The organism is Nitrosomonas communis, assembly GCF_001007935.1.
GTDB lineage: Bacteria > Pseudomonadota > Gammaproteobacteria > Burkholderiales > Nitrosomonadaceae > Nitrosomonas > Nitrosomonas communis.
Genome location: NZ_CP011451.1, coordinates 4,033,346 through 4,052,963, shown reverse-complemented (window position 1 = coordinate 4,052,963; position 19,618 = coordinate 4,033,346). Strand labels below are relative to the sequence as shown.

19 protein-coding genes are annotated in these 19,618 nt (G+C 41.6%); 13 read left to right on the top strand and 6 right to left on the bottom strand.

What is annotated here, in order from left to right:
• Positions 1-30: 30 nt before the first annotated feature.
• Together AAW31_RS18415 and AAW31_RS18410 are read right to left on the bottom strand one after the other, a co-directional pair.
• Entirely contained in the window at positions 31-654 is a 624-nt protein-coding gene (locus AAW31_RS18415; RefSeq protein ID WP_046848686.1) for a response regulator transcription factor, read from the bottom strand.
• Positions 651-2,147 carry a PAS domain-containing sensor histidine kinase gene (locus AAW31_RS18410; RefSeq protein WP_046848685.1) on the bottom strand — a complete coding sequence of 499 codons (1,497 nt, stop codon included), beginning with the start codon at positions 2,145-2,147 and terminating at the stop codon, positions 651-653. The genes AAW31_RS18415 and AAW31_RS18410 overlap by 4 nt, the downstream gene beginning before the upstream one ends.
• 712 nt (positions 2,148-2,859) lie before the next feature.
• Here AAW31_RS18410 and AAW31_RS18405 point away from each other — a divergent pair.
• The 3 genes from AAW31_RS18405 to hpf are packed head-to-tail and all read left to right on the top strand — an operon-like array spanning position 2,860 to position 3,896.
• Positions 2,860-3,180: a CBS domain-containing protein gene (locus tag AAW31_RS18405; RefSeq protein WP_309567371.1), complete on the top strand. Its 321-nt coding sequence runs from the start codon at positions 2,860-2,862 to the stop codon at positions 3,178-3,180.
• The gene (locus AAW31_RS23270; RefSeq protein ID WP_309567370.1) at positions 3,171-3,311 is read left to right on the top strand and encodes a CBS domain-containing protein; all 141 of its coding nucleotides are present in this window, start codon (positions 3,171-3,173) and stop codon (positions 3,309-3,311) included. The genes AAW31_RS18405 and AAW31_RS23270 overlap by 10 nt, the downstream gene beginning before the upstream one ends.
• A 36-nt stretch (positions 3,312-3,347) precedes the next feature.
• Complete coding sequence (gene hpf / locus AAW31_RS18400) at positions 3,348-3,896, top strand: ribosome hibernation-promoting factor, HPF/YfiA family (RefSeq protein ID WP_046848683.1); 549 nt, start codon at positions 3,348-3,350, stop codon at positions 3,894-3,896.
• Positions 3,897-4,283: 387 nt separating this feature from the next.
• On the opposite strand, the gene AAW31_RS18395 is transcribed toward hpf, so the two are convergent.
• Entirely contained in the window at positions 4,284-5,162 is an 879-nt protein-coding gene (locus tag AAW31_RS18395) for an IS982 family transposase (protein WP_046848682.1), read from the bottom strand.
• Positions 5,163-5,553: 391 nt separating this feature from the next.
• On the opposite strand from AAW31_RS18395, the gene AAW31_RS18390 reads away from it, so the two are divergent.
• From AAW31_RS18390 to AAW31_RS18355, 8 genes are all read left to right on the top strand, one after another.
• Positions 5,554-5,784: a hypothetical protein gene (locus AAW31_RS18390; protein ID WP_046848681.1), complete on the top strand. Its 231-nt coding sequence runs from the start codon at positions 5,554-5,556 to the stop codon at positions 5,782-5,784.
• A gap of 304 nt (positions 5,785-6,088) precedes the next feature.
• A complete protein-coding gene (locus tag AAW31_RS18385) occupies positions 6,089-6,301 on the top strand; it encodes a DUF2934 domain-containing protein (protein WP_046848680.1) in 213 nt (70 codons plus the stop codon).
• Positions 6,285-6,680 carry a hypothetical protein gene (locus AAW31_RS18380; RefSeq protein ID WP_046848679.1) on the top strand — a complete coding sequence of 132 codons (396 nt, stop codon included), beginning with the start codon at positions 6,285-6,287 and terminating at the stop codon, positions 6,678-6,680. Before AAW31_RS18385 ends, AAW31_RS18380 begins: the two co-directional genes overlap by 17 nt.
• 37 nt (positions 6,681-6,717) lie before the next feature.
• Positions 6,718-7,269, top strand: coding sequence for an Hsp20/alpha crystallin family protein (locus AAW31_RS18375; RefSeq protein ID WP_235264426.1), 552 nt, complete (start codon positions 6,718-6,720; stop codon positions 7,267-7,269).
• Between the two features lie 168 nt (positions 7,270-7,437).
• Entirely contained in the window at positions 7,438-7,746 is a 309-nt protein-coding gene (locus tag AAW31_RS18370) for a hypothetical protein (RefSeq protein ID WP_046848677.1), read from the top strand.
• A 239-nt stretch (positions 7,747-7,985) separates the two neighbouring features.
• Positions 7,986-8,486 (top strand): hypothetical protein, encoded by a 501-nt coding sequence (locus AAW31_RS18365; protein ID WP_046848676.1) that lies wholly within the window; start codon positions 7,986-7,988, stop codon positions 8,484-8,486.
• A 498-nt stretch (positions 8,487-8,984) separates the two neighbouring features.
• Positions 8,985-9,344, top strand: a complete 360-nt coding sequence (locus AAW31_RS18360) for a hypothetical protein (RefSeq protein ID WP_235264425.1) — start codon at positions 8,985-8,987, stop codon at positions 9,342-9,344.
• Between the two features lie 567 nt (positions 9,345-9,911).
• Positions 9,912-11,222: an MFS transporter gene (locus tag AAW31_RS18355; protein ID WP_235264424.1), complete on the top strand. Its 1,311-nt coding sequence runs from the start codon at positions 9,912-9,914 to the stop codon at positions 11,220-11,222.
• A 207-nt stretch (positions 11,223-11,429) separates the two neighbouring features.
• Here the strand turns inward: AAW31_RS18355 and AAW31_RS18350 are convergent, their stop codons facing one another.
• Positions 11,430-11,810: an exosortase system-associated protein, TIGR04073 family gene (locus AAW31_RS18350; protein ID WP_046848674.1), complete on the bottom strand. Its 381-nt coding sequence runs from the start codon at positions 11,808-11,810 to the stop codon at positions 11,430-11,432.
• Positions 11,811-12,309: 499 nt separating this feature from the next.
• Between AAW31_RS18350 and AAW31_RS18345 the strand changes: the two genes are divergently transcribed.
• Together AAW31_RS18345 and AAW31_RS18340 are read left to right on the top strand one after the other, a co-directional pair.
• The gene (locus AAW31_RS18345; protein ID WP_046851347.1) at positions 12,310-13,560 is read left to right on the top strand and encodes a hypothetical protein; all 1,251 of its coding nucleotides are present in this window, start codon (positions 12,310-12,312) and stop codon (positions 13,558-13,560) included.
• A 755-nt stretch (positions 13,561-14,315) separates the two neighbouring features.
• Positions 14,316-14,825 carry a hypothetical protein gene (locus AAW31_RS18340; RefSeq protein WP_046851346.1) on the top strand — a complete coding sequence of 170 codons (510 nt, stop codon included), beginning with the start codon at positions 14,316-14,318 and terminating at the stop codon, positions 14,823-14,825.
• 727 nt (positions 14,826-15,552) lie between these two features.
• Here the strand turns inward: AAW31_RS18340 and AAW31_RS18335 are convergent.
• Both AAW31_RS18335 and AAW31_RS18330 read right to left on the bottom strand, forming a co-directional pair.
• On the bottom strand, positions 15,553-17,742 hold the full coding sequence (locus AAW31_RS18335; protein ID WP_046851345.1) for a primosomal protein N': 2,190 nt from the start codon (positions 17,740-17,742) through the stop codon (positions 15,553-15,555).
• Between the two features lie 359 nt (positions 17,743-18,101).
• Positions 18,102-19,484 (bottom strand): hypothetical protein, encoded by a 1,383-nt coding sequence (locus AAW31_RS18330; RefSeq protein WP_046851344.1) that lies wholly within the window; start codon positions 19,482-19,484, stop codon positions 18,102-18,104.
• Positions 19,485-19,618: the final 134 nt, after the last annotated feature.

Sequence of the window (19,618 nt, the reverse complement as noted above, 5' to 3'; positions counted from 1 at the left end):
ACGTTGAGTTAACGCTGGCAAAGCACAGCATTATGTTGAGGTGTTTAATCCACTTTCATAGGCAATACGTGCAAGATCAAGCAAATTGATTGCGCCTGTCTTGTGCATGATATTGGATCGGTGAATTTCTACCGTGCGAAAGCTGATACCGAGACGAGATGCAATCTCCTTGTTGTGGTATCCCTGAATAGCAATCATCATAACTTCATGCTCACGTTTCGTGAGACTTGCCAAGCGTGATAGCGCATCCTGGTTATGTTTATTCGCTTCTATTAGCTTTTCACTTTCCAGAAAAGCTGATTGAACGGAGGCAAGAAGTTTTACGCGGGTAATGGGTTTGGTGAGAAAATCGATTGCACCCGCTTTGATTGCTCTGACACTCATAGGAATATCACCATGCCCAGTAAGAAATATAATGGGCATTATGTTTTTATAATTTAAGAGTTTTTCCTGAAGCTGCAAGCCACCTATTCCGGGCATGCGTACATCAAGAATAATACAACCTTTGTGACCAGGTTGATAAGCATTAAGAAAGGTTTCAGCATTTTCAAAAGTTTGCACAAAGATTCCTTCCTGCTTGAGTAGAAGAGCCAAAGAATCTCTTACTGCTGGCTCATCATCCACGATAAAAACAATGAAGTGTTGAGAGATCATGATGCAAAAGGTAGTGTGAAGTTAAATTTGGCACCCTCCTTGGTATCAGGATCAAGCCAGAGTTGACCGCCATTAGCCTCAATGAGGGCGCGACTGATCGACAATCCCATGCCGATCCCGGTTGGTTTTGTTGTGAAGAAAGGATCAAAAATATACCGGACTATTTCTTGATCAATACCAGGGCCAATATTAAGTACTGAGACCATGGCTAAGTTTTTTTCGTTCAATATGCTGATGGCAATCGTAATTGCAGGAGATGAGATATTCGCTGCGCGCATTGATTCCACAGCATTTATCAATAGATTTACCAGGGTTTTTTGTATATGAAGACGATTGGCAAGCACTGCAGGGAGATTAGATTCCAAATGTAATACGTGATGAAAATCGTTATAGCCCTCGCTGTGAGCAATTTTTAAAGCATCCGTTACCACTTCATTCAGACTGAGTTTTTCAGTAACCAATTCTCCTTTTTGCAGAAAGGCAACCAGTTCGTGCAGTCTGCAACCAGCATGCTGAGATTGTTTGACACAGTTTTCAAGCATCTGTCTTACTTCGTCGATATTGAAAGCCTCACTTTCCATTGCACGCAATGTGACCTCACTGTATGCAGAGATTGCAGTAAGCGGTTGATTTAGCTCATGGGCAATGGCAGAAGCCGTATGAATCGCTACTTGCTGCTTAAAAAGTACTTCTGATTCAGCACGCTGCATTTGAAGTTCTTTCTCGAGTGTTTTGCGTTTAGTGATATCGCGAGCCATGCCGACAAGGCGATTTGCACGTCTTATTTCAAAGTGCACTTGCCCAGTTATGGTGATCCAACGCTCAAATCCATCAGCAGCATTAATAACACGAAATTCTGCAAGGTAGTGGCCATCACCAGCAGGATCCATGGCTTTCTCAAAAGCGGCTTGGTGAGTGGCATAATCTTTGGGATGAATCGCACGGATAAACTTATCATAAGTCATGATTTCCCCAGTTGCGCAACCCCAGAGCTCGCGCATCCGTTTATCAATGTGTATGACGTTGTTTTCGAAATCGATATCAAGAACACCCAATGCTGCTGCTTGTTTGGCTAGCCACAACCGTTCTTCACTAACTTTCAGTGCGACTTCTGCCTGACGACGTCGATCACTGATATTCAGCGTGATCAAAATATAAAGTTGATCGTGGGCTGTCAGGGGATTCAGGCCAATATTTACCTTCAGCTCCTGTTTGTCATGAGTTAAGACAACCAGTGTTCTATCATTTCCTATGTCGCGTTCCCATGGCTTGCCGAGATAAACTTCTCGGTAGTACTGATAAAGATCCCGATAGTGAGGAGATATGAGTTCTTCGATCGCGAGACCGCAAAGTTCATGATCTACATAACCGAATAGTTGTTGCGCGGCCACATTTGTTAGCACAATGCGATCCGAGTCATCGATTAACAATATAGCATCTGATACTGCATTGAGCAGTGTTTGAAAGCTTAGCCCTGTAAATGAGTCAATCATCAATCACAGTATATTTAAAAATTATTTGTATCTTGGATAAGCTACAGTCTACGACAAAAAAACAGCTTTCGTCTATCAATCAATACCATAATAAGAAAATATTTATACGTATTTGTACGTATTTAACCCTTTCTTTTTTTTCGATACATTATCACTGGTAGTAAGCTTTACGAATTTAGAGTTATTATTAAGTTTAAAAAGTTGAATATATATGAATGCAGATGAAATGTGTGATAGCTGTGATAATCGGAAGCTAAATCACTTTCTTAAGCTTTTATTATGTTATAAAGGAGAAGGAAATGAAGTATATATGTTGTTGCCTTCGTATCTTTGGCTCTTGCCGCTTGTAGTGAACCAAAGCAAGAGAAATCTTCTCCTGGCGCTGAAATAGAAAATAAAGCGGCCGCAGAGAGAACTAAGCCTGCTCTGCTGAATCATTTGCTCCTCAAACAAAAACTGACACTGAAAAGATGGAAGAATTAGAGGAACAATCTATTCCTGCTGACACTGAAGATCCGTTGCTTCCACACGCTAAATAAGCAGCATATATTGCTTCAATCTAATTAGAAAATTAATCAGTCTCCGCATAACTGACCTTTTTGGGGAATTTGGTTTTTTTAAGTCATTGATTTTATGAGTTACACATACAGCGAAACCCTCTAGAAACACAGTTATGCAGAGGTTTCTTAATTATAGACAAGAGGTGAATAGAATGCCTATAGGTGAAATTTGTAAACGTGAAGTCGTCGTTGCTCAACGTGATGATACTGTATTACAGGCAGCTAAGCTGATGCGCCAGCACCATGTTGGAGATGTGCTGGTGGTCGATGACGAGGGAGAAGGAAAGCGCGTGCCGGTCGGTATAGTGACTGACCGCGATTTGGTCATGGAAGTTATTGCACCAGAACTCGATACAAATGTTATCACTGTTGGTGATATTATGGTCTCTGATTTTGCTAGCGTAAAGGAAAATACGGGTGTATTTGAATCAATTCAATATATGCGTGTCAAGGGGTACGTCGTTTGCCAGTAGTAGATGATAATAATATGCTGATCGGTATTGTTACGCTCGATGACTTATTAGGGTTACTGTCTGAGGAACTCGATGCACTCGTAAAGCTCATGGCACACGAGCAGCAAAAGGAAGCGGGTATTCGCCGCTAGTAATTAAAGATCAACTATGGAAGGAGAACAATAATTATGCAAAGCCCACTACAAATTACCATACGCGATATATCTTCTTCCGATGCACTAGAAGCGCATATTCGCGACAAAGTGGAAAAGCTCGAAAACTTTTTTGATCGCATTGTTTCCTGCCATGTAGTAGTTGAAATGCCGCATAAGCATCATCATCAAGGGAAAGAGTTCAATGTCCGCATCAATATCGGTGTGCCCGGCAACGATATTGTGGTTAACCGCGATCATCACGAAGATCCCTATGTCGCCTTGCGCGAGGCTTTCGACGCTGCCAAGCGTCAGCTTGAGGATCATGCACGTCGAATGCAGCTTAAAACCAAAGCACACGCTGCTGATCAGATTGGACACGTTGCGCGTATCTTTTATGAAGAAGGTTATGGTTTTATTAGAGGACAGGATAGCGTGGAACGTTATTTTCATCGCGATAATGTCATTGATCCAAGCTTTGAGCTCTTGCAGGAAGGGGATGAAGTCAAGTTCATCGAGGAGCTAGGAGCCGAAACTCCACAAGCCAAGCGGGTGAGTGCTGGTAAGCATCACTTGCCGGAGTGAGTAGGGGTGAGTGTTATTTGTACACTATCTTATGCCTCGAACGCTGATGCTTACTGATACTGTTCTGATGAAGTTACGGCAGCTAAGTCCTCATGTATTTTGGTTTGGTAGAGATTTATGCTGCTTGATTCTGCTTTGGCTCTATTTTATGGGTACCTCTAAAAATTCATATTTGCGAGCATCCACTTCACAAATTACCTGCTTACCCCCATTTCATCACAATACTTCGTTGTCCATAAAATGTTTCCTTATTCTATTTCCACATCAAAAATGACAGGAAGGCGAGGCGCAGACAGTATCCATCATACGGCAAGGTGAAGCCGACAAAGTCAGTTTTGATTTAGAAATGGAATTAGATATTCTAACGTGAGTTCGACATAAGAATCATCAAATCACGACTGGAAGAGCTTGAGGGAGCCTGATATTAAGTGAGGGTTTCTTCTCGCGAAAGGTGTAAGCCACCAATCCGGCTATCAGATTAACAAAAAAGTTAACTGGGCTGCGATGGCGGGAGTGCTCGATTTGCGAGATATTCTTCAATGGGTCATTGACGCTCTCAATGATCGAACGTTTACGTAGCAGCAGCTTGTCAAACAACGGCAACAGCTTGTTTTTCATGTTCTTGCGTACTTTGGTGATGAGCTGCACGCCTTGCTCGCGGAGTTGCTCAAAGAGTGATTGCGAAATGTAGCCCCGGTCACCGAAGAGTTTGCCAAACAAGGAGCGCGTCACCTCTGGTACCGGGTCACGGTCATCCACATTGCCCGCCGTTATTTTTACCCCTGGCAATTCTCCCTGGTCATTAATGACCAGGTGCAGCTTGAATCCATAAAACCAACCCATGCTGGCCTTTCCCCGGGCAGCAAACCCTGCCATTACTTGATGAGACCCAATACGGCGATTATGGCACACACTAATCTTAGTCGAATCAATGAAACTGATCCCACTACATTGCCCAAAGCGACTGGTCAGAAAACAGCACAAAGGCACCAGGCTACCTTGCAACAGCTCCACAAAGCGGTGGTAACTCACCAACCCTGGAAAATAATCGCGCTGATACCTCAACACGTAATTCAGGTAATAGTGTTTAAACGTCCGGTACCCGGATAGATGAAACCCGACCATGATGGTCATGATTTCGCTTAGACACAGCGCTCCTTGCCGCCGACGCTGTTTCAGCGATGACTCTAATAAGTGCTGCTCCCATTGCGGCTCAAACTCTTTACAAAATTCGTCACTCTCACAAAAAATCGTTGTAGTATCCATGGAAATCTGACTCCTCTCATGATGAAATTCTTTTGCAAAACCATTTCATCATAAGGAATTCAGGTTTCTTTTACAGCTTTTCTTATGTCGAACTCACGTTATTCTAGATATTCTCCCTCCATTCCTTGCACCGCCTGAACAGCAACACAAACACATCCGCAATCTTAGCTTGCTACGCTGTTCTGGCAAGTGAATCTCGAGGATTTTTGGTTAACCTTTCCCTGAAACCAAGTCCCGGTAAATTCCATACGCAACCACCACTATGCTACCCTACCAAATCACCGGTCATGGATGGTTAGGCGCAAAGATGCTATGAATTTGAATTGATAGGGAAAGCTTCTTCCGCAGCGCCATTTCCGCCTTGCCGAGGCGACAGTACCACCCGCTAAGGGTGCTTACCGCTCATGGTATTGCTTTTTCCATCACCTATACGCGTGCTCTGCACATCGGTGATGACTCGATTGCAAATTTGTGCCGCGTCGGTCTTGCCCGCTTGCATAGCGCTTGCGTCGCGGCTTCAGGCAGCGATAGGTTGCAGGTTGCCACTCATCACCCCTGCCAGTTTGTCTGCATAAAAGTATTGATGGATAGTTTCATGGTTGATGAACAATTTATCTTCTAGTTCAAGTCGGTCTGATGCCTATCCATATTCTGTCGAATCATCTTATCCACCCTATTCCGGTCTTCTCGACCAAATAGCCTGGCTTTGGCTTCCTTATTTACAATTTATTTAATGATGGGCAGTTTATTGCGCAGAATCAAAGAAAATCGGGAAAAAAGCCGTTCTGCTGAATGATCTACGTGTTTATACGTATTTAATCATCTTCTGTTTTTCGATAAATTGATGATTACGGTTTTTATACCGTCACGAAAGATTATATAAATTTTTTGCTCAATTAATTTATTGATTAAACAAGGAGGCAAAGATGGAACCTACTAAACCACTTACCAAGAATACCAGGAAAAAAGTAACGGTTACAGGTAACGAATCTAATGGCGAGCATATGCAGGAAAACCGCAATTCTCGTATCGCTATTGCAGCTTATTACAAAGCACAGGAAAGAGGATTCCAACCCGGACATGAACTGGATGATTGGCTGACTGCTGAAGTGGAGGTGAATAATGAGTATTACCAGTAAGGCACTACTGAGAAATAATTTTACTGCTAAGGCAGAGATTAACGAAAGCGAGTATGTAGTTTTGATACTTTCTGAAGACGGCATCATTCGTGATTGCAACAAGGCGGGCGCGGATTTATTGGGAGGATGGCCCAAGAATTTGCCAAAACTACATATTTCCAGATTATTGCCAAAGCTGGCAGAGATCGATTTGCTAAAAGGAGAACAGGCTAATCCCTATCTACGTTTTCTTTCACGCATAGGACACCATTTTGAAGTGGTGAGTATGAGTGGAGTACATTTCGCAGGAAAGCTTTTTTTCAGCGATATGAAAGATTGTGGTTCACACCGGATGATTATCATGATCTACCCTGTTTATCAAGAACATACCTTGCATTGAAAAAAAACAGAATTTTTTAACCCGGAATAGGAGAATCATGATGGCAGAAGAAAATAAAGAGAATATTCCAGTCTCTACAAATAAAGAAGCAGCAAAAAAAGAAGCAACAAAAGGTGAAGTATCTGCTATGCGACCAGCCACTGATATAGAACGTTCTTTTACTGAGATGGAACGCGCTTTTGATCGCTTCTTTCGGCGTGGCTGGCCGTCATTATGGCGATGGGGAGGGGTCCCGGCATGGGATAACCCGTTTGAATTGGAAGCTTCACATTCACCGAAGCTGGATGTGATCGATCGAGATAATGAAATTCTGGTTCGTGCTGAAATCCCTGGTATAGAGAAGGAAGACCTGAATATTTCTCTTACCGGCAATTTGCTCACGATCAAAGGTCAATGTGCTAGCGATGTAAAAGAAGAGAAAGGTGATTATCATAGACGCGAAATTTCCAATTTTTCATTCTCTCGTTCAGTTGCATTGCCAGGAGAAGTGGATACTGCCAAAACGACTGCATCTTTGAAAAGTGGGATTCTAGAAATTACTTTGCCAAAAGCTGAATCTTCAAAGCGACGTAGTATTACTGTGCAGTAATGACTGAGAGGTACATGAAACTTACATTCACGTATATCGAATATAAGTTTTAACCCATTATCTGCCTCATTATGCTTAATAGTGCTGTAATGAACAAAAAACTATCATCCTTTGAAAGGTTGTGTGATTGGAGTCCTATTTTCAACTAACCCATTCAAGGAGTTGATTATGAAACAGGAAATATTAATCCCTTCTACTGTGATAAGTATAATCTCGTTGAGTATTGGATTATTTATATTATCGCTTGATCGCATGCAATCGATAGAAGATATTCAAGCACAAAATGAGAAACAGATTATTGAAAATCAACTTATGACGCAGCAGGGATGGCAAACGTCTCGCGATCATGCACATCCAACAGAAGCTTCAAAAAAGCAAGAACAACTTAGGAAGGAACTTCACCTGCGCATGAAAGAGCATGCAATGAAATATCAGCTTCCTAACGATCGATTCAGGAAAGGGGGAGTATGGATGTAGTCGTCATATTGAATCATCAGGATTCTGATGAGAATAGTTTAGATATCAGCAAATGCCTTGGTTATTAATCTAATTTAAGAGTTGATAGCGTAGTCTGTAAAAATAGTCAGCTAATTCTCTTCCGTGATGGAATTAAAAATTGAGGGGTATAAACTTATTGAAAGGTTGCTACCTTGTATGATGAATAGTGTATGGATTAACCTTGTTATAGTATTTGCTATCACTAAAAGGAAAACATTATGATCCGTAATCCTATTGATGTTGCTAGCCGTGTTAGTCCCGGTTTGTCTGCGTTGATTGAAAGCCGGCTCAATGAGGCAGACACTGATCAACCGATAACACTTGCTAGCGTTCGTGCTCTTCTCGTAGGTTTGTTGCCTCCAGCATTTACTGAGACAGAGAACCTGCATCATTTTGATGTGAATGAATCATTACTTGATGAGTTAGATGCACTGATTGAGGAATTTGGTGAAACAGCCTTAGCCATTGACTTTGTGCAAGATATTGCTAGCGAACCGCTTTCTCGAGTGATCGAAGCGGTTATGTATAATGAGAATCGGCGGGCTCCGCCAACGCTTGGCGCTGTAAAAGAAGCTATTTTCTCGGGTTTGATCGCTAGTTTAGTCGGTGATGGCGCGTTGGATGAAGATGAAGACGACGCGCTGCTTGCAGAGATTGATACGCTGATTGCTCGATATGGTGAAGAAGCGCTCGCAGAGAATTTTTTACGGTATGAGTAACAAGCGTTCTGAAATAGTTGCTTCCCTATTTTTAATATTAAATTATGCCCTCACTCATCTCCTCTATATGGTATAGAGATACCTTAGGGATGACTAAAAGAAATTTTTCATTCCAATTACTTGCAACGATATCTTAAAATAATTTAACAAGCTGTTGAAAAACACTCTATGTTGTCGCTGTCATTTTAACAATAAACTGAAAATATTTATTTATCAGATACAAACTCCGCTTTTTCTCCTACTCTTGTCTATCATCAGCTGCCTCGAATACATTTTAAACAGCGTGTTAATAAGATTAATTTTCTTTCTAGACTAAATTTTTTAGTCAGAAAATGAACCTTAGTGAAAATTTCAAATCGGATTATTAATTGGTGATGGTTTATTTTTTCTGGTTTTTCTGGTTTTCTGAAAATGTATCTCGACAAAATTCATTCCCTACAAACAGGCGTTAGTCTTGAAGTCTCAACAATAGCTTTGCGTGCCCTAATTAGAGATGCCATGGTGGGTCAACGAATTACTGAACTTGCCAAGATTTGTGGACCGATGGATCTTTACGATTATCTCTCCGTTGTTGTCTACAAAGGTGCTGAAGGTTTGATCTGCAGGCGTCATGCTTGGGTTGATGAAATCAAGCATGACCTGCTTGCAGGACGCCCGGTTTCTTTTAGGGGTTTCGACAAACTATTCTGGCGTACTCTCGATGAAGAAGATCCTGATGGCGACGAATGGTATCGATTGACTTCTGGAGAAGAGTTCCTGTCTCAATTAATCTCTTTACTCGGTATTCTACGTTCGGCTAATCGAAGATTGCTACAGAAAGTGGATGTTTTACCTGATCTAAAGATCGGATGGGCCTAAGGGCTTTTCTCATTTGAGCTAATCAGTTGCAGCGGGGAATGTGGTATATATTTTTCCATTCCTCTCTGTAATGTTCAGATATGTATTTCCAGATTGTGAGAACCTACTCAACATCTTCCGGTTCCACTTCATGCCTATTGCCGTGAATATCAGCTTGCGCAGATATATAAATTTACTCATTAACTGGCTTGCCATCAGGCCGGAATTGACGAAATATCCAGTATAAGAAAAGCAATAGTAATGGAAGTACTGATTCCATTTCTAAATCAAAACTGACTTTGTCAGCTTCACCTTGCCGTATTATTTATACTGTCTACGGCTCGCCATTGTGTCTTTTTTAATTTGGGATTGAAATAAGAAGATAGTTTCTATAGCTATTGGTATTTCTGCATTTTAAAACCTATCCGGAGCCATGGTGATACCGAACTTCGTGATAGAAAATTGTGATAACGTATGGCTGAAGCTGCCGTTTTATTAAATAATTTTCACTCTGGCAGCAAGCTTTGCCAAAATTCTTATAAAAAATCCATATGCTCTCAATCAGAAAATAATGATATTGGCTGTAACATGAATCCGAAGAAAGAACTACCATATTTTACTGAGGGTGTAAGTCGGCGCGAAGTTTGGTCCTGGGCAATGTTCGATTTTGCCAATTCAGGCTATACCACTGTCGTTATTACTGCCATTTTTAATGCCTACTTTGTAGCGGTCGTGGCTGATAATCAGGATTGGGGTACATTTGCATGGACAGCATCATTAGCAGTTTCTTATATCCTTATTATTCTAACTGCACCAGCGCTCGGTGCTTATGCAGATATTTACGCCATGAAGAAGCGCTTATTATTGCTGACAACTATCGGTTGTGTCTTATTTACTGCATTACTTTATTTTGTCGGACCGGGTGATTTGTGGTTAGCAATTCTCTTTATTATTCTCACCAACTTTTTCTTTGGGAGTGGTGAAAATTTGATAGCTGCTTTTTTGCCTGAGTTAGCACGAAGCGATGCGCTAGGGAAAGTATCTGGCTGGGGATGGAGTCTTGGTTATATGGGTGGTTTATTCACCTTGGGTTGCTCCCTTGCGTATGTGACATGGGCGCAAGGGAAAGGGCAAGAAGCCGATCAATTCGTGCCAGTGACCATGCTCATAACTGCACTCATTTTCGCTATTGCTTGTATTCCTACTTTTCTTTACTTGAAAGAACGAGCGCTGCCGCAGTTGCATCAAACGAGTGATCATATCATCCGGGGAGCTTTTGCACGATTGGGCAATACGCTCAAGCATGTACACCATTACCAAGATCTGGTGCGCTTTCTTGTCTGCCTTGTTTTTTATCAAGCGGGCATTCAAGCAGTGATTGCATTGGCAGCAATTTATGCCCAGCAAGCGATGGGATTTAACACTACAGACACGATCTTATTGGTCCTGCTAGTGAATATTACTGCTGCAATAGGGGCATTTATTTTTGGTAACTTGCAGGATAAATTAGGTCATGTTCCTACTATCGCACTTACGCTCATTGGTTGGATCATTATGATTTTATTGGCATGGATGGCTAAAAGCTCTGCCATGTTCTGGTTAGCCGCCAATATTGCTGGTTTGTGCTTAGGTGCATCTCAATCTGCCGCGCGGGCATTGGTTGGAGTATTCAGTCCTTCTTCTCGACGGGCCGAATTCTTTGGGCTATGGGGATTGGCGGTAAAGCTGTCCTCTATCCTGGGCCCGATCACTTATGGTCTGGTTAGCTGGATGTCACGTGGTGATCATCGTCTTGCTATGCTGATTACGGGTGGTTATTTTCTTATTGGTTTGGTGATTTTAATGCGGGTGGATGTGCAAAGGGGACAACAAGCGGCATTGTATGATCCTGAGAAATAAAGCATAAAGAAGGTGATAGGCTTCTTTAGAAGCCCTCAAAGTTCTTCACAATCGATCAGGTTTATGCAGAGTTAATCAATGCTTTCATGAAAGGAAGACATTTCCGATTTGGTCTTGTAACTCTTTTCATATTTAACAGATCGTGAAAAATAGCCATAATCATTACTTTATTTCAACGATCTGTTGAATTTTCAATCAGCTTAATACTTATCCATAAGTGGTTTCTTTATGGAAATCTTGCCAGATATAGGGTGGGGAAACAACTGGAGGGGTAGGAATGAAAAATGTAACAGCGTCCAATGCACCCAGTACTGTACGGCCAACTGTGTGGATAAGGCCGGTGAGCAACCCGACTGTTAAACCATAAGGCGCGCCATCGCGTTGGCTAGTCAAGATGACTGTTTTGGGAAGCTCCACCCAACCGGTCGCTGTATTAACAAGCCCATTCATCAGTTTTTCACCTGCCATGGTTGGGTAATTCTTCTCCATTTTTTCACCATACATGGTATAGCTTTGTGCCATTGCTGTTTGAGAGACTAAAAAGAATAATACAGTGAGTGATAAAAGTAGTGTTACGAGTTTTTTCATTGCTTCTCCTACGATGTGCAGTATTGAAAATTTGGTAAAACTTATACTAATTCAAATTCTTATCAAGAATATGAATATATTGAAAATGTGCAATCAATCTAGCCTATTTTCATTGCATTGAAAACCCTAATATAAATTAATGCTGCTACTAAGTCACCGCTCTTCCAATAAATCAAAGTTAACTTTAGCTTGATAAAAAATAAATATAGGGTGTCTCTAAAAATTGAGAGTTCTAAACAAGACAAGGCGAGCAAAAAAAATGTTGACGCAGCTTATCACTAATAGGTAAGGAAGCATTTTTTGTGAACCACGAAGTATGGTGACGAAACGGGGTAGGCAGACAATCCGAGAAGCGGATGCTCGCAAATATAAATTTTTAGAGGTGACCTATCGTCTGATTTCATAAGAATACTAACAATACAATACATTGCTTCGATTGCGTTGTTTCCGAGTTGCTTGCAAAATGCAAAATTTGAACCGCTAGCCGTACGCATCGATCATGGAACAACTTATTTGCCGTTTGTCATTGTGTATTTTACTTATTTCTACCCTTTCTGCTTGTTTGTCGCCTATTACGCTCAACCGCGCAGTGATGGCATATGATGAAGCAGTTGTCAATGCGGATGCCAAGCAGCTACTCGTTAATATTGCCCGGGCTCGACATCATCAGCCTCTTCATTTCACCCGAGTTTCGGCTATTGCGGCTACTTTCAATTTCAGTGCGAATGCGGGCGCTTCTCCAGCACTAACAGGCGCTCAGGGTGGCATGTTGGTGCCGATATTTGGTGGTGGTGTTTCAGAAAACCCTACTTTCAGTATTGAGCCAATTGCAGGTGAAGAATTTACTCAACGACTCCTTGCTCCGTTCAGTCAACACAAATTTACGCTGTTGCTTCGGCAGCATTTTGATGTAGATCTGATGCTGCGGATGATGGCGCAGGAAGTTACGCTACTAAATCTTCCTGCTATCCAGCTTGCCAAGGAGCACGAGGACCGTGTTCGCTTGCCGCAGCAAAGATATTCTCAAAAGATTACTTATTATAACAGCCCATCAGATCGAGAGGGCTACGAGATGTTTCGTCGTGTAGCGCTCCATTTTTCAGCCATTCAGGATCAGAAGCAATTATATGCAGAGCCGCTGACGTTTGAGCGAAGCTGGACTATTCCTGCAGGCGCTGTTTCAGCAGAAGGGTTTCAGTCTTTGCAAAAAGAATTTACTGTCCGCTACAACCAGGAGGAGAGTACGTATACGCTTAGCAAGCAAGTGTCGGGACCTATTCTTATAACTAACTATGATCCTGATACACTGCGTGTTAAAGAAGTTGAAGATTTGTATAGTTTGGCAAATTCTTTGATAGATAACGATGTTATCTTTGATATCCGCTCAGGCTATGTCGGGGGAGAATGGCCCCTTAGAGGTTCTTTCCGGTTAAGAAGCTTTCATGCGATTCTCAATTTTCTCGGTCACTCACTTGGGGAAGAATCAGAGTATCATGTAGAAAAAGACTCACGTACTCCTCCTATTCTCAGAGATGAAAATCCTATTAATATTATGGAGATTCTCGTGTCAAATAAGCCTGTTCCTAATACTGAGCTATCGGCCCACTTGGATGGCCAATATTATGCAATTAATACCTACGGACCAGATGCACACTGGAATCAGAATGCTTTCCAATTGCTTTATATTCTGTTTCGATTGACTGTTACTGAAGCAAAATCTCTCGCTTTGCCTATTACTATTGCCAAGTGATCATTTCTTTCCAGGTTTTTATTTGCTTTTTTACTGACGGAGTACATGACAAAATTAAGATTAATTTTAGGTAGAGTAATTTATAAGAAACCTACACGCGGTTTTTAACGTGGTCTGGCCGCATAAGTCATCAAGCAGAGGTCGGGCATGGAGCAACTATAACATTCTCTCCCGCAATGCAGTCATGCCCGAAGGCAGAGCATGAATAAAAAGACGACTAAAGCATATTACAACATGTAAACAATTGAATAACCGAAATAGAGTGTGACCCATGCCCGCTTGTTGGCTGTTGGTGGGATAGGGGCTTAGCAAGAATATGTTTTGTCGGAGGTAAAATTTTTTTGCATTTACAGATGGAAATGCTTATAGAGTTTTTAGGATGATTATTTAAAAAAGCCACCAAGGTAAAAGGCTTTTGTAACCTATTAATTAATGATACTTTTTCTGGATATTGTTACTTTGCTTGCTCATAGGTGCCCTCATATATCTTTTCATTTGTTTTTTGCCATATAATTAAATTACTCATTATCAAGCCTGGCGATTATATGGCTGATGCTTTCCTGCCGCCACAAATTATAGAATAATGTATGTAATTGCATTATTGCTCCGTTTATTGGTTATCATTTATCATTAATTCATTGGCTCATTAACTCGTGTATTAAACGGATTGATTTGCTCTATTGCTACTTCTCTATATCAATTGACAATCTAATTTGTTGAACAATATTGATTATCCTAAATTTGAGGAGGCTATCATGCGACGCATCTATTTTCTTGTTCCGGATATTGACAGTACCAAGCGTGTTGTTAATGAACTGCTTTTAGCACGAATCGAAGAGAGACACATCCACGTAATTGCCAAGAGCGGCACTCCACTCGAGGACTTGCCAGAGGCCAATTTGCTACAGAAAAGTGATTTTGTTCCTGCAGTGCAACAGGGGTTGGCATTAGGTGGAACGACCGGTCTGCTTGCTGGATTAGTTGCCGTGGCTCTTCCACCTGCTTCAACCGTTATTGCAGGCGGTATCTTGCTAGGAACAACGGTGGTAAGTGCGGGTATAGGTGCCTGGTTAAGCGGGATGATAGGAGTGAATCTGGGTAATAGACGGATTAAAGAGTTCGAAGATGCAATAGAGGCAGGTCATTTTCTAGTACTCGCCGATGTGCCAGCGGATCGGGTAGAGGAGATCGAAAAAAGCATAAAACAACATATAGCGGAAGTAGAAGTCGAAACTACAGAACCAAAAATTCCTGCGTTCCCTTAACATACAAGAGTCAAATCGCTTGGTAGCATTTGAGGTTGTCTGGTGATGCAGTAAAATGGGGTTGGGATGGCTTTCAGGTATATTATACCTCGTTTTATTCTTGTTGTATCGAATAAAAATAAACGAAGATCGTTATGAGCAAAGTCAATCGTAAAGATAATTTACCTTCGGCATGAGAATTTATAAATCTTCAAGTGTCAAGTCGAGGAGGTTGGGTAAAAACTGTTTTTGAGCTAAAAAATGGTATGTTTGAGCCAGAGCTACTCAATACGGTAATGCAATATTTATTGTAAAAAATAAGAGATGTTTGCTAGCGAAATTCAGCTTTTTGGTAATTTTGCTATTGATAACGTATACTTTTCTTGTTCGGGAAGAAGAATCCCGCAGTGGAAAAAGGATAAATAATTTATTTTCTAGAAAATGAACTACGAAAACTAAATGTTTTAGTCTGCAGGAAGGGGGTAAATTGGTATTTGATATGGGATTTAGCTTGATATCAAAAGAACATCTGGCTAATTTTATTGTAGATATCTCTCGGAATGTGGGTTTGAGAAATAGAATACCTCAACTCAAACCGTTGCCAAAAATCGTCAATTATATAAAAGATCGCTATAGCATCTATTGGATTCTGGATCTACCAGTGTCGAAGAAACTCTTTTCTGAAATCGTTTCATCATAAGAAATTCAGGTTGCTATGGTAACTATTTGTATATCGAATGCACGTTAATTAGAATTCTGATGGATCAACATCCAAAGCCCATCGTACCTTACCATGGGGAATTTTGCAGAGTTTTATATACCACTCGCTGAGAAATAGCTGCAATTTTTTGCGGGAGTGGGATTGTACCAGCAGATGTGCACGTTCTAGTCCTTTTAGCCGTGTCATTTGTGCAGGAACTGGATCGAATATTTCTATTTGTTTCCCAGGCTCGACCAGTTTGCTTGCCATGCTGAGAAACTCTATTGCGGCGGCAATATGTGGCGCTTCTGCATTGAGCAGTGCTTGATGCGAGTAGGGAGGAAAATGAGTGATTTCCCTTTCTCTTAACAATATTTGTGCATAAGCATCGTAATCGTGATGTTGCAAAGCGAGATACAAAGGATGATTGGGAAATTCAGTCTGAATAAGAACTTCTCCTGCTGTTTCAGCGCGACCTGCTCGTCCGGCAACTTGCATCAATTGTGCGAATAATCGTTCTTCAGCACGAAAATCCATACTATAGAGTGAAGTATCAGCATTAAGCACACCTACTAAGGACAAATTAGGAAAATCATGCCCTTTAGCTAGAAGTTGGGTGCCTACCAGAATATCTACTTGTTGTTTATGGATCGCATTTAATATGAGTTGCCAAGCTTCCTTACCTCGAGTATTGTCCCGATCGACACGAAGAATACGGGCATGAGGGAAAAGTTTTGCCAATGCAGCTTCAATTCGTTGTGTACCATGACCAAATGGCATGAGATCTTGATCGCCACATTGTGGGCAGGCTGGTGGAAGTTGTTCTGTGTAGCCACAATAGTGGCAGCGCAGATTTTTTTGAGTCAGGTGTACAACCAGACGACTGGAGCAGCGAGAGCAGGTCGCAAGCCAGGTACAAGACTTGCACAATAATACAGGAGCATAACCGCGGCGATTAATAAAAACCATGCTTTGCTGCTTTTGAGTTAGCGTTCTTTCTAATGCAATAAGCAGTTGTTCAGATAATCCTTCTTTGAGCTGAACGGAGCGGGTATTGACATAATGTATGATTGGAAGGGTAGCATTCTTCACTGCACGCGCACGTAATAGTATCCTGCGGTATCGGCCGGTTATGGTATTGTAGTAGCTTTCTAATGAAGGGGTTGCAGAGCCTAACAAGATGGGTGCATTAGCTTGTTTTGCACGAAAAATGGCGATATCCCGCGCTGAATAGCGTAACCCATCTTGTTGCTTAAATGAAGGATCATGTTCCTCATCAACGATAATCAGACCCAGCTTAGGTAGTGGCGTGAAAATGGCCAAGCGTGTTCCAAGTACGATGCTTGCTTCACCCCGCTGTGCCTGTAGCCAGCCATTCATGCGTTCGGTAGGATTGAGTTTGCTGTGCAAGCTGATCAGATGCGTGTTGGGGAAGCGCGACCGGAAAATTTCTTCTAGTCTGGGGGTCAAATTGATCTCGGGCACCAGGATAAGTACTTGACGTTTTTGTTTGAGTAGCATTGAAGTAATCTGGAGATAAACTTCAGTCTTGCCACTACCTGTAATGCCATGAAGCAACCAAGTATTAAATAAGCCTATTTCAGCTTGGATGGTATTGATTGCGGTGATTTGTTCGGTTGTGAGCTGCAAAATGGGAGAAGCGTTTATGTTTGGTGTGAATTCCGGCTCCTCTAAAATCTTCTCTACCCATCCTTGAGCTAGAAATTCTTGTAATAATTTCGGGGCACGTTGAGAGAGCTGCTTGGCTTCTTTACTCGTGATGGTGCCTACTTCTTTAAGATGAGTAAGCAAGTGATGTTTAGTTTTACTCCGGCCAGGAGTGGAAGACAGTGCTATAGCATAACCTGTTTCGGTCAAACGGAAGAGGAATGACGTGATAAATCGTTGTGGCACAGGTTTAATGCTGCGTAACCGCGTGGGTACGCCATTCATGATTACCCTTCCAATGGGGTAATGGTAATAGTGACTACAGAATTCAAATAATTCTATGAGAGCTGGAGGTATTGGGGGAATATTCCGTAAAATCTCGTCAGCTTGCTTGAGTTTGTCATGAGAAACGTGAGCATCATCAGATATGGCTAGGATAATGCCTATCATGAATTTTTTACCAAAAGGAACACGTGCATATGAACCAATGTCAAGCTGTGTTGCATCGGGTGCAATATAGTCGAATAGGCTATCAATAGGGATATCGAGTGCGACGCGGATTATAGTCATTTAACTCAAATTTTCTATCAGAGCTCCTGATTTTAATTGGATTAACAAATTATTCTGATACTCCTTTTTAAGTATATCCTTAGGAATCAGCTAATTAAGCTTCTAATAAAAAATCTGGGCTTAACCAAATTTCTGATATTCATGAAAGGATTAGACTTCAATCTATGCTCAGGATTATTAACATACAATATGGCGAGTGTTGAATATCGAAAAGCAGTTTGATCAAAATCAATTAGCTGCTGTGTAAATGGCGAAGATAGGGGTAGGTTAAGAAAAGGCGAGAGCAAATTTTGCTCTCGCCGAATTGGGAGAATGCTTAATGATCTTGTTTTATCACATCCTGGTAAGTTATTTGTGAATTAATTTGAAGCCCGATATAACGTAACAGATGCTTCGCCTTGTTTGCTTAAGACCGCAGTATTGCCGTTTGCGCTGATATCAAATGAAATGGATTTGTCTGAACCGTTGGAGAAACCGACACAGCCGTTGGTATCATAAATAAAGCTTTTGATATTCAATTCCTTAGAATTGGCATTGTATGCATATGAGGCAAACTCAACTCCTGGGGATCCGCATTCCACTTGCTCGGACTGAAAGGTTGTACCAAGCGGATCTACCAGCATGAATTTATTATTAGGAAAGAACAGAAGTAATTTGGTTTTAACGCTATTTTGATCTAATTCCCAGGCGCCAACAATACCAGAAGTATTATTATCCATTTTGGCATATCGCTTTTCTTTGATTTCGGTGAGAATGGGTTCATCATCTGAACTGAGTTCAATCGGGCGCGCGATGTGAAAGAGTTCTCCTAAGACGCCACTTTGTTCTCTTGCTCTTTGGGCAACTACGATGTCAGAAATAATGAGCTCGTTGCCGTCTGTATGGACTCGCCAAGTAGGGCGCGGGTGTGATAAACCTGCTCGCAGATTAGTATCAACGGATAAGGAGCTATTGAGGTTAAATCCTCTGGTATCAAATTGCGATGCGTTTGCAACGCCGTATTCTACCCCGGCTTTAATAATAGTACTGCCTCCACAAACACGATTTTCATCGCATGAATCATCTGCCGTTGCTTCACCCTGCAAGAATTCACCACTGCCATCTGCTGCTACTCGTATAACGCTTGCATTCGTGTCATCGTATTTTACCCAAATGTGACTACTCAATAGACTGATTCCTCTAGTAAGAAAATCGGCACCGGCTGCTTCTGCTGATTTGATATCACCGGCTAGGCCTGCAGCATCGCGCGCGGTTTTAAGTATTGCAGAATTAGCAAAACTGACTGGATCGCTTGCGAGATTAAGAGTAGATTTAAGTGCTGCAGTGGCTTCTGCTGGAATCGATATTCCGTTCGAGAGATCATTATCTGAATCGAGTGATTGCAGGAGAACGGGCAGATTCTGTAATTTATTCTCATTGCCTGCGGCCAGTTCTATTGGTGTAACAATGCCAGTAGCCTTGATGTCACCAATGATCAGTTCACCTAATTGGAATTTGACATTATCGCCATGGTTATAGCGATACATGCCTTGTGCATCCGTAGTTCCTGATGAGCCTGAAGATGTCGTATAAGCAACGCCTGCAACTGGAGCGGCATCAGTGAGTATTCCGGTAGTAGGTCCTTTGAGAGGAGCTTTGCTAACTTTTGATTCCTGACTATCGCTACAGGAAGAAAGTCCTATGATAAGTGCACTCGATAAAAATACGCAGACTTTTTTGCTTGTTTGTTGATTCAATTTCATTGAGATAGCTCTTCCAATTTATGTTTAATTAATTCATGCGGTTTACGCATAACGCTAAGATTGTAATCTTATGAAATAAGAGGATAATGTAGGCATTATCCTGGTAATGTGAATTTTTTACAGCCCTCAAAGTG